This window comes from Micromonospora sp. M71_S20 (assembly GCF_003664255.1).
Lineage (GTDB): Bacteria > Actinomycetota > Actinomycetes > Mycobacteriales > Micromonosporaceae > Micromonospora.
Window position 1 is genome coordinate 2681285 of the sequence record NZ_RCCV01000001.1, and the last position, 23898, is coordinate 2705182.

31 protein-coding genes are annotated in these 23898 nt (G+C 73.5%); 13 read left to right on the forward strand and 18 right to left on the reverse strand.

Annotation, left to right across the window (positions count from 1 at the left end):
* Positions 1 to 75: 75 nt before the first annotated feature.
* From DER29_RS12200 to DER29_RS12215, 4 genes are all read right to left on the reverse strand, one after another.
* The gene (locus tag DER29_RS12200) at positions 76 to 588 is read right to left on the reverse strand and encodes a C40 family peptidase (RefSeq protein ID WP_199729235.1); all 513 of its coding nucleotides are present in this window, start codon (positions 586 to 588) and stop codon (positions 76 to 78) included.
* Positions 589 to 895: 307 nt separating this feature from the next.
* Positions 896 to 1612 carry a hypothetical protein gene (locus tag DER29_RS12205; protein ID WP_233599729.1) on the reverse strand — a complete coding sequence of 239 codons (717 nt, stop codon included), beginning with the start codon at positions 1610 to 1612 and terminating at the stop codon, positions 896 to 898.
* Between the two features lie 250 nt (positions 1613 to 1862).
* Positions 1863 to 2057 carry a DUF397 domain-containing protein gene (locus tag DER29_RS12210; protein ID WP_121397456.1) on the reverse strand — a complete coding sequence of 65 codons (195 nt, stop codon included), beginning with the start codon at positions 2055 to 2057 and terminating at the stop codon, positions 1863 to 1865.
* The gene (locus DER29_RS12215) at positions 2045 to 2788 is read right to left on the reverse strand and encodes a helix-turn-helix transcriptional regulator (protein ID WP_121397457.1); all 744 of its coding nucleotides are present in this window, start codon (positions 2786 to 2788) and stop codon (positions 2045 to 2047) included. The genes DER29_RS12210 and DER29_RS12215 overlap by 13 nt, the downstream gene beginning before the upstream one ends.
* 207 nt (positions 2789 to 2995) lie before the next feature.
* Between DER29_RS12215 and DER29_RS12220 the strand changes: the two genes are divergently transcribed.
* The 3 genes from DER29_RS12220 to DER29_RS12230 all read left to right on the forward strand — a co-directional run bounded on the left by DER29_RS12220 (position 2996) and on the right by DER29_RS12230 (position 4438).
* Positions 2996 to 3322, forward strand: a complete 327-nt coding sequence (locus DER29_RS12220) for a hypothetical protein (protein ID WP_370040064.1) — start codon at positions 2996 to 2998, stop codon at positions 3320 to 3322.
* Positions 3319 to 3564, forward strand: coding sequence for a flavin reductase (locus DER29_RS12225; protein WP_121397458.1), 246 nt, complete (start codon positions 3319 to 3321; stop codon positions 3562 to 3564). The genes DER29_RS12220 and DER29_RS12225 overlap by 4 nt, the downstream gene beginning before the upstream one ends.
* A 178-nt stretch (positions 3565 to 3742) precedes the next feature.
* Positions 3743 to 4438, forward strand: a complete 696-nt coding sequence (locus DER29_RS12230; protein WP_121397459.1) for a GAP family protein — start codon at positions 3743 to 3745, stop codon at positions 4436 to 4438.
* Positions 4439 to 4447: 9 nt separating this feature from the next.
* Here DER29_RS12230 and fdhD read toward each other — a convergent pair whose 3' ends face one another.
* A complete protein-coding gene (gene fdhD / locus DER29_RS12235) occupies positions 4448 to 5299 on the reverse strand; it encodes a formate dehydrogenase accessory sulfurtransferase FdhD (protein ID WP_121397460.1) in 852 nt (283 codons plus the stop codon).
* A gap of 132 nt (positions 5300 to 5431) precedes the next feature.
* Between fdhD and DER29_RS12240 the strand changes: the two genes are divergently transcribed.
* Entirely contained in the window at positions 5432 to 6046 is a 615-nt protein-coding gene (locus DER29_RS12240) for a response regulator transcription factor (RefSeq protein ID WP_121397461.1), read from the forward strand.
* 18 nt (positions 6047 to 6064) lie between these two features.
* Here DER29_RS12240 and DER29_RS12245 read toward each other — a convergent pair whose 3' ends face one another.
* Positions 6065 to 6322 carry a hypothetical protein gene (locus DER29_RS12245; RefSeq protein WP_121397462.1) on the reverse strand — a complete coding sequence of 86 codons (258 nt, stop codon included), beginning with the start codon at positions 6320 to 6322 and terminating at the stop codon, positions 6065 to 6067.
* Positions 6323 to 6625: 303 nt separating this feature from the next.
* Between DER29_RS12245 and DER29_RS12250 the strand changes: the two genes are divergently transcribed.
* From DER29_RS12250 to DER29_RS12260, 3 genes are all read left to right on the forward strand, one after another.
* Positions 6626 to 7246 carry a molybdenum cofactor guanylyltransferase gene (locus DER29_RS12250; protein ID WP_121397463.1) on the forward strand — a complete coding sequence of 207 codons (621 nt, stop codon included), beginning with the start codon at positions 6626 to 6628 and terminating at the stop codon, positions 7244 to 7246.
* Entirely contained in the window at positions 7243 to 7509 is a 267-nt protein-coding gene (locus DER29_RS12255; protein ID WP_121399167.1) for a DUF6457 domain-containing protein, read from the forward strand. Before DER29_RS12250 ends, DER29_RS12255 begins: the two co-directional genes overlap by 4 nt.
* An 80-nt stretch (positions 7510 to 7589) precedes the next feature.
* Entirely contained in the window at positions 7590 to 8696 is a 1107-nt protein-coding gene (locus tag DER29_RS12260; RefSeq protein WP_121397464.1) for a hypothetical protein, read from the forward strand.
* 79 nt (positions 8697 to 8775) lie between these two features.
* Here DER29_RS12260 and DER29_RS12265 read toward each other — a convergent pair whose 3' ends face one another.
* Positions 8776 to 10659, reverse strand: a complete 1884-nt coding sequence (locus tag DER29_RS12265) for a beta-propeller domain-containing protein (protein WP_121397465.1) — start codon at positions 10657 to 10659, stop codon at positions 8776 to 8778.
* Between the two features lie 84 nt (positions 10660 to 10743).
* On the reverse strand, positions 10744 to 11202 hold the full coding sequence (locus DER29_RS12270; RefSeq protein ID WP_121397466.1) for an Lrp/AsnC family transcriptional regulator: 459 nt from the start codon (positions 11200 to 11202) through the stop codon (positions 10744 to 10746).
* 59 nt (positions 11203 to 11261) lie between these two features.
* On the opposite strand from DER29_RS12270, the gene ddaH reads away from it, so the two are divergent.
* Positions 11262 to 12095, forward strand: a complete 834-nt coding sequence (gene ddaH, locus DER29_RS12275) for a dimethylargininase (RefSeq protein ID WP_366641561.1) — start codon at positions 11262 to 11264, stop codon at positions 12093 to 12095.
* Positions 12096 to 12299: 204 nt separating this feature from the next.
* On the opposite strand, the gene DER29_RS12280 is transcribed toward ddaH, so the two are convergent.
* Together DER29_RS12280 and DER29_RS12285 are read right to left on the reverse strand one after the other, a co-directional pair.
* Positions 12300 to 13493, reverse strand: a complete 1194-nt coding sequence (locus DER29_RS12280) for an ABC transporter substrate-binding protein (RefSeq protein ID WP_121397468.1) — start codon at positions 13491 to 13493, stop codon at positions 12300 to 12302.
* A gap of 79 nt (positions 13494 to 13572) precedes the next feature.
* A complete protein-coding gene (locus tag DER29_RS12285) occupies positions 13573 to 14370 on the reverse strand; it encodes a S9 family peptidase (RefSeq protein WP_121397469.1) in 798 nt (265 codons plus the stop codon).
* 83 nt (positions 14371 to 14453) lie between these two features.
* Here DER29_RS12285 and DER29_RS12290 point away from each other — a divergent pair, with 83 nt between their 5' ends.
* The gene (locus DER29_RS12290) at positions 14454 to 15062 is read left to right on the forward strand and encodes a bacterial proteasome activator family protein (protein WP_121399168.1); all 609 of its coding nucleotides are present in this window, start codon (positions 14454 to 14456) and stop codon (positions 15060 to 15062) included.
* Between the two features lie 33 nt (positions 15063 to 15095).
* Here the strand turns inward: DER29_RS12290 and DER29_RS12295 are convergent, their stop codons facing one another.
* Both DER29_RS12295 and DER29_RS12300 read right to left on the reverse strand, forming a co-directional pair.
* Positions 15096 to 15908 (reverse strand): HAD family hydrolase, encoded by an 813-nt coding sequence (locus tag DER29_RS12295; RefSeq protein ID WP_121397470.1) that lies wholly within the window; start codon positions 15906 to 15908, stop codon positions 15096 to 15098.
* Positions 15908 to 16729 (reverse strand): HAD family hydrolase, encoded by an 822-nt coding sequence (locus DER29_RS12300; RefSeq protein WP_121397471.1) that lies wholly within the window; start codon positions 16727 to 16729, stop codon positions 15908 to 15910. The genes DER29_RS12295 and DER29_RS12300 overlap by 1 nt, the downstream gene beginning before the upstream one ends.
* A gap of 194 nt (positions 16730 to 16923) precedes the next feature.
* Between DER29_RS12300 and DER29_RS12305 the strand changes: the two genes are divergently transcribed.
* On the forward strand, positions 16924 to 17445 hold the full coding sequence (locus DER29_RS12305) for a GNAT family N-acetyltransferase (protein ID WP_121397472.1): 522 nt from the start codon (positions 16924 to 16926) through the stop codon (positions 17443 to 17445).
* 52 nt (positions 17446 to 17497) lie between these two features.
* Here the strand turns inward: DER29_RS12305 and DER29_RS12310 are convergent, their stop codons facing one another.
* Positions 17498 to 18244 carry a hypothetical protein gene (locus DER29_RS12310; RefSeq protein WP_121397473.1) on the reverse strand — a complete coding sequence of 249 codons (747 nt, stop codon included), beginning with the start codon at positions 18242 to 18244 and terminating at the stop codon, positions 17498 to 17500.
* Positions 18245 to 18356: 112 nt separating this feature from the next.
* Here DER29_RS12310 and DER29_RS12315 point away from each other — a divergent pair, with 112 nt between their 5' ends.
* The 3 genes from DER29_RS12315 (at position 18357) to DER29_RS12325 (ending at position 20168) form a co-directional block, all read left to right on the forward strand.
* Entirely contained in the window at positions 18357 to 18788 is a 432-nt protein-coding gene (locus DER29_RS12315; RefSeq protein ID WP_121397474.1) for an OsmC family protein, read from the forward strand.
* A gap of 246 nt (positions 18789 to 19034) precedes the next feature.
* A complete protein-coding gene (locus DER29_RS12320; protein ID WP_172896728.1) occupies positions 19035 to 19379 on the forward strand; it encodes a metallopeptidase family protein in 345 nt (114 codons plus the stop codon).
* Between the two features lie 66 nt (positions 19380 to 19445).
* Positions 19446 to 20168 (forward strand): AIM24 family protein, encoded by a 723-nt coding sequence (locus DER29_RS12325; protein ID WP_121397475.1) that lies wholly within the window; start codon positions 19446 to 19448, stop codon positions 20166 to 20168.
* A 127-nt stretch (positions 20169 to 20295) separates the two neighbouring features.
* Here the strand turns inward: DER29_RS12325 and pheA are convergent, their stop codons facing one another.
* The 5 genes from pheA to DER29_RS12350 form a co-directional block, all read right to left on the reverse strand.
* Complete coding sequence (gene pheA, locus DER29_RS12330; RefSeq protein WP_121397476.1) at positions 20296 to 21249, reverse strand: prephenate dehydratase; 954 nt, start codon at positions 21247 to 21249, stop codon at positions 20296 to 20298.
* A 9-nt stretch (positions 21250 to 21258) separates the two neighbouring features.
* Entirely contained in the window at positions 21259 to 21786 is a 528-nt protein-coding gene (locus DER29_RS12335; protein WP_121399169.1) for a hypothetical protein, read from the reverse strand.
* 230 nt (positions 21787 to 22016) lie between these two features.
* A complete protein-coding gene (locus DER29_RS12340; RefSeq protein ID WP_121397477.1) occupies positions 22017 to 22406 on the reverse strand; it encodes an ACT domain-containing protein in 390 nt (129 codons plus the stop codon).
* 75 nt (positions 22407 to 22481) lie between these two features.
* Positions 22482 to 22940: a hypothetical protein gene (locus tag DER29_RS12345; RefSeq protein WP_121397478.1), complete on the reverse strand. Its 459-nt coding sequence runs from the start codon at positions 22938 to 22940 to the stop codon at positions 22482 to 22484.
* Positions 22941 to 23115: 175 nt separating this feature from the next.
* Complete coding sequence (locus DER29_RS12350) at positions 23116 to 23856, reverse strand: hypothetical protein (RefSeq protein WP_121397479.1); 741 nt, start codon at positions 23854 to 23856, stop codon at positions 23116 to 23118.
* Between the last annotated feature and the right edge of the window lie 42 nt (positions 23857 to 23898).

Genomic DNA, 23898 nt, shown 5'->3' on the forward strand with positions numbered 1-23898 from the left:
CTCGGCCTACAGCGACTCGGCACCGGCTGCGTTGCCTTCCATCGTGCGTCACGTTGGCCGGGCGCGAGCGTCGAGTCAGTAGCCGTTGGGGGTGAGTACGTCGATGAACAATGGGTTCGGTTCGGTGCCGCCGAGGGTGACGCTGTCGTTCTTCACGTAGCCGTAGTAGGCGTTCGCGTCGATGACCCGGTTGTTGCCGATGTAGACGCCGGTGTGGTCGAGGTCGCCGCCGTAGCGGATACCGTCGTTCGGGTCGGTGTCCCAGAAGACGAGGTCGCCCGGGCGCGGGGTGCTGACCCGGCGCCCCTGGTTGATCTGACCCTGCAGCCAGTAGTTCAGTTGCAGGCCGCGTCCGGTCGCGGCCTTGGTGCCGTCCCAGATCGCGTGCCGGTTCAGGCACTCGCAGTCGACTGCCTGCACGCCACAGGTCCAGCCGTACGCCAACCGGTAGGGCGTTCCCAGGTACGCCTTGGCCGCGTCCACGACCGCCGCCCGCACCCCGGACGCGGCCTGTGCCGGCGTGGCCGCCAGCCCCAGCCCAAGCACCGTCACCACTGTCGTCGCCACGGCTCCAAGTTGCCTCTTCATCGCGGTCCATCCCTCCCTCACGTCATCGGACATGATTTGTCGTACGGGACAGCAAAGAACATCGATCGAAGCATGTCAAGGTGCTCCTGGGCTACACCTGGCGCCGCCTACCGTCGCCACGGCTTTACGGCCCCAATCGTGCAGCCGGAGGTGCACCCGGGCCGGCGGCCTCGACCCCTTGGAGAAGGTGTCGGCGCGGTACGCGTCGGGGCAGGACGACGACACCGCCGAAGAGGGCCTGCTGGCGTTGCGGGAGCTCGTTCTGCGTGATGCCGACGACCGCACCTTCACGTTCCGCCGGCCAGGTTCAGAGGGCGAACTGCCGGGCCACCTGGTCGGCGACCTCGTCCTCGCGCATCCCGGGGACCAACCGTATCGCCCGCACATCGAGCCGGTCGGTCTCGACGATCAGGCGCTCGGTGAACAACCGGTCGCGTTCGCTCAGATTCTGCCTCGCCCGTTCCGGGTCGCTGGTCTTCGCCGGGATCTGCCAGGTCGAGCCTCGCTGGGCGAGAGCGGCGTCGCGGAAGTCCGCCGTCGGCAGCAGCCACACCGCGCGATCGACCTCGGTGAGCAGCGGCTTGACCAGGTGCGGGAGGAGCCGGAAGCCCTCGGCCACCACGCGAGTGCCTGCCGGCAGGCTCAGCAAGTCGTCCACGATCAGGTGGAACGCCTCGCCGTGGAACCAGTGGAACGTGTCCAGCATGATCTCCGGGGAGCGGGTGAGCCAGCGCTCGTCCATGTCCATCGCCTTGAACCGGTCCAGGCAAGGCGCTTCCTCGGCGGTGACGCGGCCGGCGTGGTCACCCATGACATCGTCGGTGGCGTACAGACGCAAGCCGTACCGGTTGGCGAGCCGACGCGCGATCGTCGATTTACCGCTCGCGGGCCCACCGCCGATCCAGAACACGTTGCCAAGGCCCTGACGTATGGCATCCGTCGTCAGGTCAGCCTGTCGGGTGTGCATCCCCTCGGCCATGGCTCCGCTTGCGCAAGTGCCGAGGTGCCCGTAGAGGTGGTCCACACACCATGTGTAGCGGATACGCCATCCGACGAGTGGACTGCCGGGCGAGCATCGTCGGCGCGGCCTCGCCTACTTCAGGTCCCCACGAGATTGGCGGTCCGTAGGCGTCACTGACGTTGTGGCAGGCCGGGAAGCCGATCGCGGCCCAGCTGCTTGCCCGTCACCAGTGGAAGAGTTCGAGGGCGGGAGGAAGGTTCGCGTCCTCCGCGTCAGCCGGTCTGGGGGAAGGGCCTGGCTGCGTCTCGGGCGTTCAGGCCCGCTCGGCCAACTCGGCGACGAACGCGCGCCACGCGGCCGGCGCGAAGGTGAGCGCCGGGCCGGCCGGGTCCTTCGAGTCACGGACGGCGACGACGCCGGGAAGGTTGTCGGCGACCTCGACGCAGGCGCCGCCGTTCGAGCTGCTGCGGGTGCTCTTGCGCCACTGCGCGCTGGTCAGGTCATCCATGATCGCGCTCTCAACAGGTCGATGGTTTGGTCTCGCGGCAGCGCGACCGATCTCACGGTATCCCAGACTGCCCAGAGCGGAGCAACGTCATTCGTGAGACGGCCGGTGGCTTGGTCATCGAGGTAGCCGACCTCGCCGTCAGGCGTGCTGGCGATGATGAACGGTCCAGCCTGGCCGGGGTGCAGCCCGGCGCGGAGAGGAAGCACGTGGATCATGACGTTCGGACGCCGGGCAAGCTCGATGAGGTGGTCAAGCTGCGGTTGCATGACCGCCGGCTCTCCCCGGCGAAGCGCAGCCTCATCAATCACGAAGACCAGAAGGGAAGGACGCGGGCGGTCGAGCACGGCGGCCTGCCGGCGTAGCCGGGCGTCGACATAGGCTTCCGCGTCAGCCATCAGCGGTCCGCTGGTGAGGACCGCCCTGGCGTAGTCCTCGGTCTGTAGGAGGCCCGGGATGACGGCTGATTCGAACCACCGCAGTCCTGACGCCTCGCGCTCGATCTCAGTCCACGGTCTGAACCAGGCTGGCTCGCGGCGCTTCAACGCGTCCGGCCAGAGCTCTTCTATGTCCTTGTTGAGAATCTCGGCGACCCGGGCACGGTGGCGGGTCTGCGGGATTCGTCCCTGGCTGACCCACCGGGCCGCCGTCTTCGGATCGACGCCGACCTGAGCTGCGAGGCTCTCCGCAGTCTCCCCGGCCTTCGCCATCGCTACCTGTACCGCCCGGTTCATCCCCGCTCCTCGCCCGAACGTCCCGAATATCCCCGGTACAGATTGCTACGCGGTGTGATCGGCTGGCAACCCTCGGCAGGGTGCTTTGTAGACGGCGCGAGCCGGTGGAGGCGCCCGAAGCCCGCCGGTCGTGCCGCGAGGGGGTCGCCGCCGGGCGAGCATCCGTGGCGGCCCCCTCATCCAGACCGAGGGACGAGGGGGAAGACCTTGCCGGACCGCCAGCCGCCGCCGAGGCCCGACCCGAAGCCTGCGCCGCGGCAGATCAGCTCGGGTGACGTCCTGTACCTGACCCGCTCCGCGAGCCCGCAGTTCGTCCGCCCGATCTCCGTGCGCGTGATCCGTGTCCTGACCGACTGGCACACGTACCACGGTTGGTGCTGGATCGACGTCTACCAGCTGGGCGCGCGCGGCGACGCCGTGGACCGGCGCTCGCTCTACGTGCGGTGCGAGGGGGTGCGCTGGCGTACCGCGGCTCCGGCCTCCCCGGCGCCGGCCCGCCGCCGGCCGGTTTCCCGCCGGCCGGTCACGGCATGACCCGCCGCCGCGCCCACCTGCCCACCCGGCCCACCTGGCGCTGCGCGGCCTGCGGGATCGCCTGGCCGTGTTCGGCGGCGAAGCTGCGGCTGCTCGCCGAGTACCGGACCGACCGGCCAGCCCTGCTGATCCACCTGGCGACCCTCCAGGTCGAGGCGGGCGAGCAGCTCGCCGCGCTGGACCACGCCACGACGGCGACCGACCTGACCGCCCGCTTCACCGGCTGGGCCCGCCCGCGCTGACCCGCGCGACCGGAAGCACCGCCATCGGAAGCACCGGCACGGCAGGCACCGGCACGGCGGGCACCGGCAACGGTGGTCTCCGTCGAAAGATGTAGTGGACGTTCGTCCCGTGGGGCGAGTCGACAGGATCGACGCCGGCACAGAATGGTTCCGTGCCCCTACCCATCGCAAGCACCGCATGAGCGTCGGACTGCTGCTGTCGCTCGCCGGCCTGGCCCTGGTCGACAGCACGAGCATCGGCACGCTCTTCATCCCCGTCTGGCTGCTGCTCGCTCCCGGGCCGGTCAACGCCCGCCGGATCCTCGTCTACCTCGGCACGATCGCCGTCTTCTACTTCGGCGTCGGGCTGCTGCTCGCCCTCGGCGGCAGCCGGCTGGCCGACGTCCTCGGCGGGGCGATGGACAACCGACCGGTGCTGTGGGCTCAGCTCGTCCTCGGGGTCGGGCTGTTCGTGCTCAGCTTCCGCTACGACGGCAAGCGGCGTCCGCGCAGCGGGGGCGTGTTGCGCTGGCGGGACCGGGCCACCGCCGGCGACTCCTCGGCGCGGTGGCTGGTCGGGCTGGCGCTGCTCGCCGCGCTCGCGGAGGTGGCGACGATGCTGCCGTACCTCGGCGCGGTCGGCCTGCTGACCACCTCGGGGCTCGGCGCTGCCGAGATGGTGGGGCTGCTCGCCGCCTACTGCCTGGTCATGGTCCTGCCGGCGGTGCTGCTGCTGGCGGCCCGGATGGCGCTGCCGAGGCTGGTCGAACCGGTGCTGGCCCGGCTCAACGCCTGGATCATGCGGACCTCCGGCAGCATGCTCGGCTGGATCCTCGGCATCGCCGGCTTCCTGCTGGCCCGCGACGCCGCGATCCGGCTGGGGCTGTTCGGCTAGGCCGGCGGATCAGGCGGTGACCCGTTCGGGGCGGGCGTAGACGTTCATCGCGTCGCCGCGCAGGAAGCCGACCAGCGTCAGCCCGGCCTCCTCGGCCAGCTCCACCGCCAGGGTGCTCGGCGCGGAGACCGCCGCGAGCAGCGGCACCCCCGCCATCCACGCCTTCTGGGTCAGCTCGAAACTCGCCCGTCCGGAGACCAGCAGGACGTGCCCGGCCAGCGGCAGCCGCCGCTCGCGGACCGCCCAGCCGACCACCTTGTCGACGGCGTTGTGCCGGCCGACGTCCTCGCGCAGCACCACCAGGTCGCCGTCGCCGGTGAACAGGCCCGCCGCGTGCAGGCCGCCCGTGCGGTCGAAGCCGCGCTGGGCCGCGCGCAGCCGGTCCGGCAGCGCGGTCAGGACCGCCGCCGGCACCGTCAGCGGGTCGTCGCCCACCGCGAAGACCGATCGGGTACGCACGGCGTCGATGCTCGCCTTGCCGCACACCCCACAGGAGCTGGTGGTGTAGAAGTTCCGCGACGGATCGACGGTGGGTTCGGGCACGCCGGGCGCCAGCACCACGTCCACCACGTTGTACGTGTTGGGTGTCTCCGCGCCGGCGCAGAGCTGCGCGGTGCGTACGTCGTCGGCGGAGCGGATCAGCCCCTCGGTCAGCAGGAAGCCGATCGCCAGGTCGAGGTCGTCGCCGGGCGTACGCATGGTCACGGCGAGCGGGCGTCGCCGGCCGGGACCGGCCGCACCGACCCGGATCTCCAGCGGCTCCTCCACCGCGAGGGTGTCCTGCCGGCGTACCGAGGTGCGGCCGGTCGCCGCGTCGAGGTCGATGCGGAGCACGCCGCGCCGGTCAGTCGCCCGTCCCATCCCGCCATCCTGCACCCCCGGGCCGGGGCACCGCGCGGCGACGGCCCGTCCGTGTCCGCGATGTACGCGACCTGTACGCCGCCCGCCGTACGGTGTGACCGTCCGCAGGAGGAAGTCCGGAGAGGGTGGGCCATGGCCGTCAGGGTCGCTGTCGTGGACGACGGGTCGCTGACCTTTCGGGGGGTCGCCGACGCCCTCGGGCGGGCTCCAGGGGTGACCGTGGTCGGCGTGTTCCCCTCGGTCGAGCCGGTCGCCGCCCTGCGGGACGCGCCGCAGGTCGTCGTCGCCGACCGCTGCGCGGAGTCGAACGCCGGCCCGTGGTGGCCCGACGGGCCGGCGTTCGTCGTCCTCGCCACGTGCCAGGACGCGGTACGGGTGCGGGCCGCCCTGGACGCGGGCGCGCTCGCCTATCTCGGGCGGGACGTCGACGAGGCCACCCTGCTGCGGGCGGTCCACGCCGTCGGCCGGGGTGACCTCTACCTCGATGGCGCGGCGCGGGTCGCCCTGCTGCCCGACGCCGTCGGCGAGGTCTGCGACGACGGTCCGCCCACGCTGACCGCCCGGGAGCGGGACGTGCTGCGGCTCGTCGCCGAGGGCCTCACCCACCAGCAGATCGCCCGCAGGCTCTGCCTGTCCAAGTCGACGGTCGACACCTACACGCATCGCCTGCGACAGAAGACGGGCGCGGTGAACAAGGCGGGACTGACGCGGATCGCGATGGCGTTCGAGGTGGACCCCGCCGCCTAGGACCGATGGACCGGCACGTCAGCCCCGGGTCTGCACGAGGAACGAGTAGCCGATCTTCTTCGTGCCGTTCCAGTTGTACATCGGGTAGCACGGCCCCGGTGACGTCCACGAGCTGACGTACGCCGGCCGGGCCGCGTTGCACGCCTTGAGCGTGGAGTAGAGCGGGCTGTTGTAGGCCGCCTGGGCGGGCGCGGCCAGGCCGAGCACCGTACCGCCGGCCACGGCGGCGACTGCGATGAGGCTGCGTACGCGAGGGCGGCGCGGAGTCTTCGTCATAGTGGTCACTCCCTTCTTCGCCTCGGCCCGTCAGGGGCCGAGGGTGGTACCGGTTGGAGAATCGGGGTGGGACCGGTGGTCGCCACCCCCGTGGGCCGACAGCCGCAGGACCGCGTCTGCACGATTTCGTCCCTCGTCGAGCCCGTCGCTCGGGAGGGCCGCGTTACAGGACCAGGCTTCACCGGCGGCCGTCCACGAGCACGTCCCACTTCTGTGTAGGCCGCTCCACGCGGGAGGTACGCACCACCTCCCGCTCGTCGTCCCGCATCTCCCGGCGAGGCGTCGGGCGGATACCGTGGCCCGGTGGACGCGTACGCGGCGGTGGTGCTGGCGGGCGGCGCCGCGCGGCGGATGGGGGGCGTGGACAAGCCCGCCCGGACGGTCGGCGGCCTGCCCATGCGGGACCGGGTGCTGGCCGCGGTCGCCGATGCCGCGCCGCGCATCCTGGTCGGCCCGCCCGGACCGGTGCCCGCCGGGGTGCGGGTGACCCGGGAGGAACCGCCGGGCGGCGGCCCCGTCGCCGCCGCCGCGGCCGGGCTGGCCCTGCTCGACGCCGGTACGCCGGTGGTCGCCCTGCTCGCCGCCGACCTGCCCCTGCTCACCCGCGCGGCGGTCGGGGAGTTGCTCGACCGTCTCGACGCCGACGGTCACGACGGCGCCTGCTACGTCGACGTCGACGGGCGGCGGCAGACCCTGTGCGGGGTGTGGCGGGTGGCCCCGCTGCGCGCCGCCCTGGACCGCCTCGCCACCGAGCGCGCCGGCAGGCAGCCCGGCTTCGCCGCGCCGCTGGCGGGGGCACCGATCAGGGCGCTGCTCGCCGGGCTGCGGGTGCGCGAGGTGCCGTGGTCCGGTGCCGGCCCGCCGCCCTGGTTCGACTGCGACACTGACGAGGACGTACGCCGGGCGGAGGAGTGGACGCGATGACGGTCATGGACGACTGGGTGACGGCGGCCTGTGCCGAGCTGGACCTGGACCCCGCCCAGGTGCCGGTGCCGGCCGTGCTCGACCTGGCCAAGGACGTGGCGCACCAGGTGCTGCGGCCGGGCGCGCCCGTCACCGCGTACCTGCTCGGGCTGGCGGTCGGGCGGGGCGCGGACCCGGTCGGCGCCGCGGCCCGGCTCAGCGCGCTGGCCGCCGCCTGGCCGGTCGAGCTCGGTGCCGAACGCGCGGGCGGAACACCCGCCTGACCTCCGCTGTCCGATCACGGTCGGGCTGATTCGTCTCCCCCGTTCCGTGGGTAGGGTGACCTTGACGGACGGAGGCGATCATGACGGCAGACCACCCCTCGGCGCCGGGCGGCGACTCGCCCGGCACCCTGCCGGCGCACCACGAGCCGATCCTGCTCGACGAGCCCAGTACGGCCGACCTGCGGGCCAAGGTCACCCAGGCCTGGCACGAGTTCGCCCGGGCGCTCGCCGAGCGGTTGGCGGCGCTGCCCACGGGCACGCACGTCGCGCTGACCCTCGACCCCACCGCCTCCGGCACCGGCGACGCGGTCTACTCGGTCAGCATCGACGTCGGTGAGGAGGGCCGGCTGGCCGCCCGCGCGGTCGGCAACGCGACCCTGCCGGAGGGCTACCGGCTGGACCGGGCCGCCGTGGCGGACATGATCGCGCTCGGCTGGTCGCCGCCCGGCGTGGTGGAGGGCTCCGGCGAGCACTTCGGGCTGGACGGCGGCACCGCCGAGGCGACCCGACTGGCGGCCCTGCTCACCCGGACGCTGCGCGACGTCTACGGTGCCCCGCACCCCGCCTTCCTCGTCTACCTCATCCACGACGCCGAGGGCGAGCCGCTGCCGGTGGAGCCGCTGGGCACCGCGCGCAGCGAGTTCGGTCCGGACCGCAACGTCGAGGCCGACCTGGACGAGGCGCTCGCGGCGGCCGCCGCCGCCCAGGCGCCCGAGCACGACGCGGCCGCGCTCGCCGAGCAGGTCCGCACGGTCGTCTCGACCATGCTCAAGTCGGACTCGGACCGGTTGCAGGTCGACTCCGACGGCGACATCAACATCCGTGCCGGCTCGGCCATGGTCTTCGTCCGGGTCCGCGACAACCCGCCGCTGGTGGACGTCTTCTCCCCGGTGCTGACCGAGGTCGAGCCGACCGAGCGGCTCTACGTGAAGCTCTCCGAGCTGACCAACCGGATGCCGATCGGCCGGCTCTACTGCGCCGACGACACCGTGTGGGCGTCCATCCCCGTCTTCGGCCGCAACTTCCAGGCCACCCACCTCATGCTCGCGGTCCAGGTGATGACCGGGCTCGCGGACGAGCTGGACGACCGCCTGCACGGCGAGTTCGGCGGGAAGCGGTTCTTCGGCGAGGGGGACAAGCCGGTCAAGCGGGACCAGGAGGAACACCGCACCGGCATGTACCTCTGAGCCACGCCCCACTCCTGATGGTGACGGGTGGGGCCCGGAAACCCCGAGAAACCGGGCCCCACCCGCCGGGGAGGGAGGATCAGGTCACGGGGAGCCAGTCCAGGCTCCGGGCGGTGGTCGGATCGGTGGCCCGCAGGCCGGCGGCGGAGACGGTCCAGAGCACGTCCCCGACCAGCAACGACCGGAGGACCGGGCCCGCCGGGCCGGCGTGGGAGACCGTGCCGACCTCGCCGATGTCGGTCCCGGACACCCGCAGCAGCCGTACGTCGTCGCCGACCGGCAGGGCGACCAGGCCCGTCTCCGGGTGGTGCAGGAAGGCGTGCGTGTCGTGCTCCAGCGCGGAGTACGCCCTCGGCACGTGCCACTGGTCGAGCCGGGCCGGGCGGGCCGGGTCGCGGACGTCGAACAGCGAGACCTGGAGCCCCTGCGTCCGTCCCCGCCGGTCGGCCTCCTGGCCCACCCCGAGCAGCCGGCCCTCCGGCAGCGGGTGCAGGTACGCCGAGTACCCGGTGATCTTCAGCTCCCCGGTGACCCGGGGCGAGGTCGGGTCGGTCAGGTCGACCGCGTAGAGCGGGTCGGTGAGCCGGAACGTGACCACGTACGCGGAGCCGCCGAGGAAGCGCACGGACCAGATCCGCTCGCCGGGGCCGAGGCCGGTGACCGCGCCCGTGCGGACCAGCGTGTCCCCGTCGGGACGCAGCACGTACACGGCGGACTCCGAGGTGGGACGGGCGCCCCAGGTCTCGCCCGTGGTGGTGGCGACCCGCAGGTGCCCCTGCCACTCGGAGAGGGCGTACTGGTTGACGAGCGAGCCGGGCACCGAACCGGAGGCCACGTAGCGGGGGCGCCCGGGCGAGCCGGTGTCGAACCGGTGGATCTCGGTGACCTGCGGGCCCGGCCGCCAGGTGCTCCCACGGGGCGAGCCGGGCCGGGCCGTCACCGCCCGTTCCCCGGCGAGATAGAGGCTGCTCCCGGTGCCGTAGACGGTGCTGGCGTCGGCGGCGACGCTGACCGGGTCGCCGTCGCCGAGCCGGTCGCCGGCGAGGTCGAAGCTCAGCACGGTCAGCATCGACGTCCCGGACCAGGCGGGTGGCCGGCTCAGCCGGTCGCAGCCGACCCGGCCCACGTGCCGTTCCGCCCCGGCCGTCCACTCGTACGCCGGCAGCCACGCCTCCACCCCGGCGGCGGCGATCACCGCACGGTTGGCGGCGGTCCGCGTCGCGTCGGTGCCCCGTTCGGCGTACGGGAAGACCAGCTGGGGGCGGCTGCGGACCACGACCCGCGCGGTGGTCCCCGTCTGCCGGGCGTCGACGAGGCTCCCGTCCATCCGGTAGGTGCCGAGCACCCGTGGCGTGCCCGCGAGGTCGACCAGGATCAGGCTCGGCGCGGTGCGGGGCCGCGCTGCGCGGGTCGCCCGCTGGAGTTCCGGGCCCACCTGGGTCAGCACCAGCGCCCGGTCGCCGTGCAACAGCAGGGTCGCCTGCTCCCCCCAGCTCAGCTCCGGCGTCGACCGCGTGAGGTCGAGGCGGCCAGTCTCGCGACGGGCGGCCGGGTCCACCACCCGCAGCACGCCCCGGGTGACGGTCACGATCCGCCGCCCGTCCGTCTTGACCAGGTCGGGTTCGTCCGCGCCGGCCTCGTGCACGTTGGTCGTGGAGTGCTCCTGGGCGGGCTGGGCGGACTGGGCCGACGCCCGGGCCCCGGACGCGTCCTTGGGAACGTCGCCGAAGGCGGCCCCGGTGCGCCAGCCGTTGCCGAAGCCCCACGGGCCGACGGAGGCCCCGGCGGCGGCGCGCAGCCCGGCGAGCGCCTGGGCACAGGAGTCGTAGGAGACGAGCAGGGGCGCGGCCGTCGGCCGCATCGGGGCCGCCGGGTCGGGCGGCGCCGCCGGGAACGCGCTGCCGCCGAGCAGGGTGAGCGCGGCCAGCGTGCCGACCGCGAAGATGGGGGCTCCCCGTGTCATGGCCGGTTCGACGCGCCCGACCGGCGGACGGTTCCGGCCCTCCGCCGGCCTTCCGCGTTGCCTTCCGCGTCGCGCCCGCCCCGGTCAGCGGGGAGAGGGGCCGACGCCGGGGGAGTCCACGAGCCGGGAGAGCACGATGGTGCTCCGGGTCGAGGTCACGAAGGGCTCGGCCCGCAGCCGCTCCAGCGCCGCCTCCAGGTGCCCGATGTCGGCGGCCCGCAGGTGTACGAGCGCGTCGGCCTCGCCCGAGACGGTGTACGCGCCGACCACCTCGGGGTGCCGGCGGGTGGCCACCCCGATCTGGGCCGGGGTGGTCCGGCCGGCGCAGAACAGCTCGACGAACGCCTCGGTGGTCCAGCCGACGGCGGCGGGGTCGACGACGGCGGTGAAGCCCCGGATCACGCCGGCCGCCCGCAGCCGGTCCACCCGCCGTTTGACCGCCGGGGCGGAGAGCGAGACCCGCTGACCGATGTCGGCGTACGAGGCGCGGGCGTCCGCGACGAGCAACGCAATGATCCGCTGGTCTACGGCATCTATCTGCAACGTTCCGCCTCTGCGAAGCAACGGTTGTGGCTGTTACCAAAGTTCGAGGGTACCTACTCTTGGTCACCGTGAACCAGCAGCGAGTCCCGCGAAAGCGGACATATCTCATGTGCTCGCCCGAGCACTTCGCGGTCGAGTACGCGATCAACCCGTGGATGGACGTGAGCACCCCGGTCGACTCGGAGCTTGCGGTCAAGCAGTGGGACCGGCTGCGGGAGACCCTGGTCGGTCTCGGCCACGAGGTGCACCTGCTGACCCCCGAGCGAGGGCTGCCCGACATGGTCTACGCGGCCAACGGGGCGTTCGTGGTCGACGGCACGGTCTACGGCGCGCAGTTCAAGCACGAGCAGCGGGCCGCCGAGGCCGCCGCGCACCGGGCGTTCTACGAGTCGCAGGGCTGGCGGTTCATCGCGCCGATCGAGACCAACGAGGGCGAGGGCGACTTCGCGTACCTGCCGGAGGCGCACGGTGGGCTGATCCTCGCCGGGCACGGCTTCCGCACCGAGCTGCCGGCGCACGCCGAGGCGCAGGAGGCGCTCGGCCGCCCCGTGGTGTCGCTGCGCCTGGTCGACCCGCGCTTCTACCACCTGGACGTCGCGCTCGCCTCGATCGACGACGAGAACGTCGTCTACTACCCGGGCGCCTTCTCCGCCGCCAGCCAGCGGGTGCTCACACAGCTCTTCCCCGACGCGGTGGTCGCCGACGCCGAGGACGCCCTGGCCTTCGGCCTCAACCTGGTCAGCGACGGGCTCAACGTCGTGCTGAACAGCGAGGCGACCCGGCTGGCCGGGAAGCTGAAGGCGGCCGGCTACCACCCGGTCCCGGTCGAGCTGGCCGAGCTGAAGAAGGGCGGCGGCAGCGTGAAGTGCTGCATCGCCGAACTCCGCCCCTGACCCGACCCCGCCCTCCTCTCCCCGCCGCCCCCGCTCGCCCCTGCCCGTCCCCGCCCCGACGACGCGTCGATCATGCACTTGTGGTGCCGGTTGCGTGGCGGAATGCGGATTTCATCCCCCACCACAACTGCAAGATCGACGGCGCGGGGCGGCGTGGGGCGGCGGGGCGCGTGGGTGGGCGGGGCGGGGCGCGTGTGGGTGGGGTCAGCCGAGGGTGGCCAGTTCGGTGACCAGGACGTTGGACAGGACCTGGCCGTCGAGCTGGACCTCGCGCAGGTACCACTTCTGCTGCGGCGTACGCGGCTGGTTGAACTGCCACACCCCGCGCGGGCTGTCGATCTGGCCGATCTTGCCGAGGGCCAGGTTGACCTGCTGCGGGGTGGGTGAGCCGCCGGCGATCCGGATCGCCTGGTCGAGCACCTGCGCGGCGTCGTACGAGGCCATCGCGTAGGTGGTGGGCGAGGTGCCGTGCTTCTTGCGGTACGCCGAGGCGAACCGGCGGTTGGCCGTGTTGTTCAGGTCGGACGAGTAGTTGAGCGCGGTCTGGATGCCCAGCGCGTCCTCGGCCTTGACGCTGCTCAGCACGGCGCCCTCGGTCAGGAAGCCAGGGGCGTAGACCTTGCCGGTGAACCCCTCGATGCGCAACTGCTTGATGAACTCGACGGCCGCCGGCCCGGCGAAGAAGCAGAACACCGCCGTCGGGTTGCGGCCCAGCGCCTTGCGGATGTCGGCCCGGTACGCGGACTTCGACGGGTTGGTGAAGACCTCCGTCGAGACCACCGCGTCCTTGATCCGGGGGTCGGACTCGCCGAACTCCTGCCGGAAGCCCCGCACCACGTCCTGGCTGCCGACGCTGTCCGGCGCGATGATCGCCAGCCGTGCCGACGGTTCCAGCTGTTCGCGCAGGTAGCGGCCCAGCGCCCGGCCCGCCTCGTCGAGCACGTACGACGTCCGCCAGATGTAGACGACGCTCTGGAGGCTGGACGGCGAGGCGTTGGAACCGATCAGGGGCACCCGGGCCTGCTCGACGGTGTCCCGGATGCCGGACATGACGTTCGCGTCCACCACGCCGGTGAGGGCGAGCACGCCCTGCTTCAGCAGCCCCTCGACGGCGGCCTTGCCGGTCTTGACGCTCTCGCCCTCGTCGGCGGTGAGCAGGGTGGTGGGGTGCCCGCCCAGCAGCTTGTCGTTGAGGTCGAGGAAGAGCTGGAAGCCGTTGGTGATCTCGTCGCCGATCGCCTTGAGGCCGCCGCTGGTCGGCGCCACGAGGCCGATCTTGATCGGGCTTCCCTTGGCCGTCTCGCCGTCGGCGTCGTCGGTGCCGCACCCGGCGACCAGTCCGGCCGTACCGAGCGCGGCCAGCAGTTGGAGGGCCCGCCTGCGGTTCATCTGCGACACCGAGTTCCTTCCGGGGAGCGTTGCAGGGCGGATCACGCCCCCTCGGCGTTCTACCCGGTCAGCGACGCTGCGTCAATGCTTAGCGATCTTCCCGCAGTGATCGGAAAGCAGCCGTGATCTGCGGCCACGCTGCGGACTCCGGATCGATGAGCCCGAAATGCTCGCATTCCGGCAGCTCAACGAGGTGAATGTCGCCGCCCGCCGCCCGGCCGGCGGCGACGAACTCCCGGCTCATCCCGACCGGCACGTGCTGATCCAGCGCGCCATGAGCGACTACTGTCCGTGTCGGTACGGGTACCAATGACCGTGGATCCGCTGCGGCGTACCGCTCGGGGTGGTCCGCCGGACCGCCGCCCAGCAGCGCGGCCACCGCCCCCTCGTCCAGGTCCAGCCGGTACGCCTCCGCGAGGTTCGCCACCGGGGCCAGCGCCAGCACGCCGCCGACGGCGTCCGGGGCGGTCGCCGCCACGTACAACGCCAGGTGTCCTCCCGCCGAGTGGCCCACCAGCAGCGGTGGCCCGGCGGCGACCCGGCCGGGCAGCGCCTCGGCCGCGAGCCGGGGCAGCTCCGTCACGCCGGTCAGCACGTCGGTAAGCGTCGTCGGCCAGCCGCCACCCGGCTGCCCCGTCCGGCGGTACTCCACCTGCGCCACGGGGTGGCCCAGCCCGGCCAGCGCGGCGGCCAGCGGGTCGGTGTGCCGCCGGTCGTACTCGGCCCGCCAGAAGCCGCCGTGCACCACGACGACCAGCTGCCGGGCCGGGCCCGACCCGGCCGGGGCGCGCAGGTCGGCGAGCTGGTCCGGGTGGTCGCCGTAGGAGACGGTGGCGTCCGGGGCCGGAGCGGGCCGGCTGAGCACGTCGCGGGGGTCGGCGGGCATGGCGCGACCGTAGCGCGGATCACGCGCGGATCCGAGGCCGGGGATCGGTCCCCGGGCGCATGGGCGCTCGCGGCTGGGTAAAGATGGGTCCCATGACCGAAGCGCACTCCGCTGGACAGAACGACGAGCCGGGCCAGGATGGCACCGGTCACTCCGGAACGGTGGTGGTGGTCGGCCCGGACGGGCGACCCGTCGGCACCGTGCAGACCGACGAGGCACACGGCGAGGACCCGACCCGACTGGTCGAGCAGCCGGCCAAGGTGATGCGGATCGGCAGCATGATCAAGCAGCTGCTCGAGGAGGTCAAGGCCGCCCCGCTCGACGACGCCAGCCGGCACCGGATGCGGGAGATCCACGAGCGGTCGATCGTCGAGCTGAAGGAAGGGCTCGCCCCCGAGCTGCGCGAGGAGCTGGAACGCATCTCGCTGCCCTTCACCGAGGAGAAGGCGCCCAGCGAGGGCGAGCTGCGCATCGCGCACGCCCAGCTCGTCGGCTGGCTGGAGGGCCTGTTCCACGGCATCCAGGCGGCCCTGGTCGCGCAGCAGATGGCCGCCCGGGTGCAGCTGGAGCAGATGCGCTCCGGCCGGCAGGCGCTGCCCAGCGGCCCCGGCGGCGGCATGCTGCCGGGCATGCCGGGGATGGGCCAGCCGCCGCAGGGCGGCGAGGGGCACAGCACCGGCCAGTACCTCTGACCGCGCGGCCGGCCGGGAACGCCGGCCGGCCGCTCACCCCACCCCGAAGACCTTCTCCAGGTACGCCGCCACGCCGTCCGCCGAGTTCGCCGCCGTGACCTCGTCGGCGATCTCCAGGACGGCACGGTGCGCGTTCGCCACCGCCACTCCCCGTCCGGCCCAGGTCAGCATCGGCACGTCGTTCGGCATGTCGCCGAAGGCGAGCACGTCCCGGGCGTCGATGCCGAGCCGTGCGCAGTACCACGCCAGCCCGGCCGCCTTGGTCACGCCGGCGGCGGAGATCTCCACCAGCCCCGAGTACGACGAGTGGGTCGCCTCGGCCAGCCCTGCGAGGGCCGCGGCCACCAACGCGACGAACGCGTCCGGGTCATGCTCGGCGGAGCGGGCCAGCAGCTTCACCGCCGGCGCCGACAGCAGCTCCTCGGGGGTCTCGACCGCCCGGATCGCGTCGTGGTCGGCGTCCCAGCGCAGCGGGTAGTGCGCCTCGTGCCGCATCTGCCGGCTGTCGACGATCTCCACCGCGAAGCTGACCTCGGGCACCTCGGCGCGCAGCCGCCGGGCCACCTCGGCGAGCAGTTGCGGGGCGAGCGGATCGGCCCGCAGCACCTCGTCCGTGACCGGATTGTAGACCACCGCGCCGTTGGCGCAGATCGCCGGCAGCGGCTCGGCGAGCTGCTCGTACACCATCTTCAGCCATCGGATGGGACGGCCGGTGACCAGCACGACCGGCGTGCCCCGCGCGGACAGCCGGGCCAGCACCGCGGCGGTGTGCGGGCTCAGCGTGCGGTCATCCCTGAGCAGGGTGCCGTCGATGTCGGTGGCGATCAGCCGTGGTGCCTCTCCCATCAGCGGGACAGTAGCCGATCGAGGTACACCGCCACCCCGTCGTCGTCGTTGCGCAGGGTCACCTCGTCCGCGACGGCGCGGACCGTCGGGTGGGCGTTGGAGACCGCGACCCGGGCCCAGCCGGCCCACTCGAACATCGGCAGGTCGTTGGGCATGTCGCCGAAGACCAGCACCTCGGCCGGGTCGACGCCGAGGCGCTGCGCCACCACGGTCAGCCCGGTGGACTTGTCGACCCCCGGCGGGCAGATCTCGACGAAGCCCAGCCCGGCCTGGGTGAGTGTGGCGACCTCCGGCGGGACGACCTGCCGGGCGACCGCGAGCAGTTCGTCGACGTGGTGGTCGGCGGTCCGGACGAACGCCTTGATCACGTCGCAGGAGAGGCACTCGGCGCGGCTGCGCGTCTCGAACGCGTCCTGGTAGGGCCAGCTCGGGTGGTAGTCGCCCCAGAGCGGCGCGTCGTGCTCGTCCGACGCCTCGACCATCACGGTCAGCGGCCCGACGGCCGCCTCCAGGTCGGCCAGCAGCGTGGCCAGCACCTCGGCGGAGAGGCGCTCGTCGCGCAGCACCACCGGCCCGGCCGGGTCGCTCTGGTCGACGACCCGGCCGCCGCCGGCCATCACCAGGAAGTCCGCGGCCCGGATGTCGTTGCGGGTCAGCTCGGCCAGCCGGGGCCCGCGACCGGTGGCGCCGACCACCGGGATACCGGCGGCCCGCACCCGGTCGAGCACCCCGTGGGTGTACGCGGAGACGGTCTCGTCGCTGCGGACGAGCGTCCCGTCGAGATCCGTGGCGATCAGCTTGGGCAGGCCCGGGCGGGTCATCGTTCCTCCTTCGCCCGCCGCCGTCGCAGCCAGCCGTCTCGGTCCTCGGTGCCTCGACCCCTCGGTGACGGCGGGCAGCAAACGTACCTCGCGGAACGGGCCCCGACCATGGCGTTCCGGCGAATGCGGTGCCAACGGTCGACGACCCGCCGGTGTCCCGTCCGGGACCCTCCTGCGGGCCGTACGGTGGACGGGTGAAAGAGCGGGACTGGCCGGTGGCGGAGGCCGTCGACACCGAGCGGCTGCTGCTGGAGCCGCTCCGCGTCGAGCACGCCGAGGAACTCGCCCCTCTCCTGGACGACCCGGCCCTGCACGAGTACGTCGGCGGCAGGCCGGCCACCCCGCAGCAGCTGCGGGAGCGGTACCGCCGGCAGACGGCCGGGCGGTCCCCGGACGGCCGGGAGGGCTGGCTCAACTGGGTCGTCCGGCACCGGGACAGCGGCGATGCGGTCGGCACCGTGCAGGCCACCGTGCGGCTCGACGGCGACCGGCCGGTCGCCGAGCTGGCCTGGGTCGTCCTGGCGCCGCACCAGGGCCGCGGCTACGCCGGCGAGGCCGCCGTCGGCCTGGTCGGCTGGCTGGCGGAGCACGGCATCGAGGCGCTGGTCGCGCACGTGCACCCCGACCATCGGGCCTCCGCCCGGGTGGCCGAGCGGCTCGGCCTGCGGGCCACCGACGAGCGGTCGGACGGCGAGGTCCGCTGGATGGCCCCCTGAGGGAGGCCGGGTGCGCCGGCGGTCACCGGAGCGGGGTGGGGCCGGCGGCCGGTCAGTCCCGGCGTTCGGGGCGGGCGAAGGGGACGGTCGGCCCGACGGTGAGGTCGGCCGGCGCGGGCGGCCCGTCGTCCGCCACGTCCCGCGACCTGCGGCGGCGCCAGCCCGCCGGCTCCGCCTCGTCCCCGCTGTTCGTCTCGACCGCGTCGTCCGCCTCCCCGGGGAGCCGGGCCGCGCCGGCCGGGGCCAGCTTCAGCGCCGCCGCGAAGAGCGCACAGGCCAGGAACGCCGTCACCAGGCCCCGGCCGTACTCGACCTGGAACCCGTCGTCCGTCGAGTAGAAGAAGACGCGTTGGGCGGCCTCGTCGAGCGAGGCGGTGGCCGCGACCAGCAGCCCCAGCAGCGCCACGGCCACGGCCAGCCCGGCGAGCCGGGCGTTCGGACGCACCGCGGGAGTGCCGCGCAGCGCGAGCACCACCGCGCAGACCAGGGCGAACAGCCCGACCAGGTAACCCACCCCGAACCCGCCGACATCGGACACCCCGCCCGGCACCCGCAGCGGCGTGTTGCCCTGCGGGCCGCCGTTGGGGATGGTCATCACCTGCCACTCGCCGAGCATCGAGGCGAGGGCGGCCACCGCGCCGAGCGCCGCGAGCAGCACGGGGAGCCGGCGGTCCCGGCCCAGGCCGGAGAACGTACGCCCGAACCGCCCCGGCCCGTCCGGCTCCGTGCTGCCCCACTCCAGGACGGCCGCGCCGTCGGACCGCTGTTCCTGCCGGGGAATGGGGGAATCCTGGGACATCGGCCACCCTTCCGCGTTCGCGGGCCTGCCCCGAATCATGACACAGTACGCACCCGGCGACGCGGAGCGTGAACGGTCGCCAGCCGGTGCCCGTTGGGCTAGCGTCGGGTGCATGCCTATCCGTACCGCTTCCGCACAATGGCAGGGCAACCTCACCGAGGGGTCCGGCACGATCCGTACCGGCAAGGGCGGGCTGGAGGGGAACTACTCCTTCAAGTCCCGGTTCGAGGAGGGTGAGGGCACCAACCCCGAGGAGCTGATCGGTGCGGCCCACGCCGGCTGCTTCTCGATGGCGTTCTCCAAGGCCCTCGCCGAGGCCGGCTCGCCGCCCACCTCGGTGGAGACCACCGCCAAGGTCCACCTCGACAAGACCGACGCCGGAATGACGGTGACCCGGATCGAGCTGGACACCGTCGGCCAGGTGCCCGGCATCGACGAGGCGCAGTTCACCAAGCTCGCGGAGACCGCCAAGGAGAACTGCCCGATTTCCCGCCTGCTCGCCCCGGGCGCCCAGATCAGCCTGACCGCCCGCCTCGCCTCCTGACCGTCCCCGTCTCGGCGTCGACCGCCACGGGAACCCACGCTCCCCGTGGCGGTCCGCCGAGCCGGCGCGGGCGCTCGAACGGCTCCAGACCCGGCGCGCGCTCGCACGGCTCCGGTCCCGGGAACGGGTGGTCGGCCGCCGGCTCCGACCGGCCCGGGCGGTCCGCCGGCGCGGGCCGGCGCTCGCGCCGACGGGTCCGACCGGCGCGGGCGGGCCGTGTCGTCGGGCAGAATGGGCGGGGTGCCGGTGGAGATGAGTCGCGAGCGCTTCGAGGAGCTGGTCGGCGACGCGCTCGACGAGGTGCCCGAGGAGCTGCTCGCCCTGATGAGCAACGTCGTGATCCTGGTGGAGGACGACCCGCCCCCCGGCGAGGACCTGCTCGGCCTCTACGAGGGGCACGCCCTCACCGAACGCGGCTGGGACTACGCCGGCGTGCTGCCGGACCGCATCCTGATCTACCGCAACCCCATCCTGCGCATCTGCGACGACGACGAGGACGTCGTCGACGAGGTCGCGGTGACGGTGGTGCACGAGATCGCCCACCACTTCGGCATCGACGACGCCCGCCTGCACGAGCTGGGCTGGGGCTAGACGGACGGTTGTTGCCTCCGTCGCCTACCGTCGGTCCAGGTACCGCGAACTCAGGAGGCACTTCCAATGCGCAGCGAGCTGTTCTCGGCGGAGAACCTTGAGAAGGAGTCCGCGCAGCCCGGCATGCGGCTGCAGAACTCCAAGATGTTGAAGATCGAACTCAACGGCGAGGCGATGGCCCGGGTCGGGTCGATGGTCGCCTACCAGGGGCAGGTGCAGTTCCAGGCGCTCGGCTCCGGCGGGCTCGGCAAGTTCCTCAAGCAGAAGCTGACCGGCGAGGGCGTCCCGCTGATGAAGGTCTCCGGCCGGGGTGACGTGTTCCTCGCCGACTTCGCCAAGGACGTGCACATCATCGACCTGGAGCCCGGTGACGCGCTCTCCATCAACGGGTCCAGCGTGCTGGCCTTCGACTCCACCCTCCAGTACGACATCCGGATGGTCGGCGGGGCCGGCATGGCGTCCTCCTCCGGCCTGTTCAACTGCGTCTTCAGCGGTCACGGTCGGATCGCCATCACCACCAAGGGCACCCCGGTGGTGCTCAGCGTGGACGCTCCGACCTACGTCGACCCGCAGGCGGCGGTCTGCTGGTCGGCCAACCTCCAGACCGGCTACCACCGCGCCGAGCAGCTCGGCCTCGGCACGCTGCTGGGCCGGCGCACCGGCGAGTCGTTCACGATGAGCTTCGCCGGTCAGGGCTTCGTCGTCGTCCAGCCCTCCGAGGAGCCGCCCATCATGGGCAGCGGCACCCAGGAGCAGCAGGGCGGGATCCTCGGCGGCCTGCTCAGCTGAGGCACGTCCCGCACCGCCTCGCACCGCCCCCGCCCCGCGCCGACCGGCCCCGCCGGATCCGACGCGGGTCGGGGGCGGTGCCGTTGCGGGGGCCGCGGTCAGCCGCGGTGCGGTTCCGGGACTGCCGTCAGCTGAGGTCGCCGGCGCGGAGGCGGGCCAGCCAGGCGGCGGCGTCGGCGTAGTCGGCGTCCGAGAGGCCGGCGGGCGCCGGGATCGGGCGGTCGCCCGTCCCGGGGAACCGGTGCCGGGGGTACGAGCCCAGGAAGCGCACGTCGGCGCAGACCCGGCGCAGCCCCTGCAACGCCTCGCCGAGCCGCACGTCCGCCACGTGCCCGGCGCAGTCGAGGAAGAAGACGTACCGGCCGAGCGCCTCGCCGGTCGGGCGGGACTCGATCCGGCTCATGTTGATCCCACGGACGGCCAGTTCCATCAGCACCGACAGCAGCGCGCCCACCCGGTCGTGGGCGATGTAGACCGCCAGGGACGTCACGTCGTCGCCGGTCGGCGGCGGGGGCGGCCCGGGGCGGGACACCAGCGCGAAGCGGGTCACCGCGTCCGGGTGGTCGGCGATCTTGTCCGCGAGCACGTCCAGCCGGTGCCGGCCGGCGCCGATCGGGGCGCAGATCGCCGCGTCGTACTCGCCGGCGGCGGCTCCGGCGGCGGCGGCGCCGTTGGAGAGCACGTCGACCACGACCGCGTCGGGCAGGTGCGCGCGCAGCCAACCCCGGCACTGGGTCGACGCCTGCGGGTGGGCGGCGACGCTGCGCACGTCCGGGAACGTCGTGCCGGGCCGCGCGGCGAGCACGAACTCGACCGGCAGGATCACCTCGCGGGTGATCACCAGGGGTTCGCCCTCGGCGAGTTCGTCCAGGGTCACCCCGACCGCGCCGCCGATCGAGTTCTCCAGCGGCACCAGGGCCGAGTCCGCCTCCCCGGCCCGTACGCTCTCCAGCGCCTCGGGGACGCTGCGGGCCGGCGTGCGGCTGCCCCGCTCGGCGGCGGGGATGCTGTTCAACGCCTGCTCGGCGAAGGTGCCCTCCGGCCCGAGGTAGACGAAGCGCGTCGGCGGTGTTCCCGGCATGGCGACAGCCTACGCACCCGGTACGCCGAGCGACCCGCCCTCGCAGACGCGCGTCCGGATGCCGGGCGGCCCGGCGGCGCGGACCTCGGCGGTGCAGACGTCGGTGCCGGCGGTGACCAGCCGCGGGGCACCCGGCCGGCCCTGGGTGATCACCTGGAGCGTCTCGTGCCCGGTCACGTCGAGCACCGTGTAGTGCCACTCACCGGCGCAGAGCGGCCCGGTCCGCACCCGCACCCGGACGCCGTTCGGCAGCACGCCACCCCGGCCCCGCACCAGGTCGACGATCCGTGTTCCCGAGGGGCCGTCCGGGCACGGGACCGCGACCAGGCCGGGGTCGACCGTGGGGGTGATCCCCCCGGTGCCGGGCAGGCCGGTGGCGGGCGGGGGCGTCGGCGCGGCGCTGGGCGTGGTGGGGACCGCGGTGCGGGTCGGGGCGGTGGTCGGGGCCGGGCGGCGCAGCTCCGGTGGGGTGCCGCAGCCGGCGAGGGGCAGCGCGGCCAGCAGTACGACGGCTGCGAGGCGGCCGGCGCACGCCAGCGGGGCGGGGCGGGACGACGCGCGGACGAGCGGCAGGGGCGGAGCCGACGGCCGGTCGGTCGGGGCGCACGGCGGAACCGCTCCGGGCCGGGCGGCGGGGCCGGGCGGTCGGGCGGGCGTGGCGTGGCGCGAGGGGGTGGGCGGCACGGCCGATCCTCGGGACATCGGGGAGCGTCACTGCGGCCGGGAGGCCGAGCCCATCCTAGGAGGAACCGGCGGCCGGGTGAAGATCAGCCGAGGACGCGATGGCCGGCACGCTCCAGCGCGGCGGTCGCCTCGCGGAGCCGCACGGCGGGAACCAGCAGGTAGTCGGTGTCGTAGGTGGAGAAGGCGACCACGCTGACCCGGGCTGCGGCGAGCGGGTCCACCAGCGCGGCGAGGGTGCCGCTGACCGCCAGGTCGAGCGGTTCGGCGACCCGCAGGCAGCGCCAGGCGGTCTCGCCGACGGCCTGCTCAGGCGCCCGGTCGGCGGGGCAGATCAGCGAGATCCCGTCGGCCGTCCAGCTCACCGTGACGACGTCGCCGTTGCTCAGCCCGCCCGACAACTCGGGCGGCAGGGCGGAGCCGGCGGCCAGGCGGCACACGGCGTACTTCCCCGGCAGCAGAGCGATATCGAGCATGAGGGCACCTTACGGCCTCGGTGCGGGCCCGCCCCAGATTCGCCGCGTGCGGCGAACGCCACATCCCGCCGCTGGTCAGACCGGGGAGAAGAACGTGAGCGAACCGGCGACCGTCCCGCTGGTGAACACCGGGGTGGAGATCGCGTCGACGGTCGAGTCCGGCGCGTCGGCCGACGCGGCCTGGACCCGCAGCAGCCCTCGGGCCAGGCGCCCGGAGGAGAGGGCCAGCAGCGGCGGGATCTTGTCGATCTCGGGCTCGGTCAGCTCGCAGCGGTTGGCCGTGAAGTCGAGCAGCCGTAGCCCGCCGTCAAGCAGCGGCAGCCCGGTCACGTCCTCCGGGTCGCCCAGGCAGAGCAGCTCGCAACCGGCGACGGAGACGGCGACGACCCTCGTCCCGGAGTCGATGAGCAGGCACGGCTCGTCGGCGTGGGAGACGGTCGACGACCACCGACCGAGATTGTCGAACTCCTGCCCTGTCGTTGTTCCCGCCGCGGGCACGAACACGTCAGAGAGCGAGAGTTCGACGTGGGCCACCGCGCCTCCTATGTACACCGACGGTCCGTCCACGCTAGCCGGTCGTCACGGGTGACGCCGACCGCGCGTGGTCGCCGGGCCGCCGGTGGGTGAGGGATGCCCTGACCAGACGGCCGGCGACGGCGCGACCGACGAGTGCCGACCGGCACCCGGGCGCGTGGCGTCGCCGGTGACGTTACCGTCGGTTGGCCGGCTTGTCAGCGGCCGTTCGGCCGCCCTCGTACCACCGGTAGTCCGCGGCGGGGCGGTACGCGCCGTTCACCCAGGTCTCCGGGTGCTGCGCGACCCGGGAGAGCTTCTCGGCCGTGGCTGGACTGATCCGGCTGCCCCCGGCGACGAGCAGGCGGTCCAGCTCGCGGTGGGTGGCCATGAGGCAGTCCTTCGGCAGGCCGTAGACGCTGATGACGCCGGAGCCGACGAAGGTCAGCACCGGCGTCACCGGGATCGGCAGCCCCACGGCGTCGGAGAGGGCCTTGCTGGCGCGCTTGGCGTCGCGGCGGGCCTCGGCCACGTAGGGCGGTCGCTTGCCGTTGATCTGGACCACGTCGCCGGCCACCAGGACCCGGGCCCGGCCGTGGTCGGCGATGGTGACCGCGAAGAGCCCGCTCGGCCCGATGGCGAGGAAGCCGGCGCGTTCGTCGCGTTCGTGGTCGAGCAGGAGGTCTGAGGCGTCCGTGCGGGGCCATTCGATGACGTGCCACGCGGGCCCGAGATGGTCGAGCCGGCCGAGCGCCCGTGCCCCGGCCGCCTCCAGCCGTCGGGCACCCCGTTCCGCCCTGCGGCGGCGGGCCCACTCCAACGGGGACGGACGGACGGGTGCGAGCACCCCCGGCGACTCCACGCGGGGGTGTGGCACCGCCGCGGGCGGCAGTGCCCGGGCGGACGGTACGGCTTGACGAGCGGGAAAGACAGTCATCGCGACCTCCGGCAAAAGGTCCCTCGAAGTTATGTCCTCACT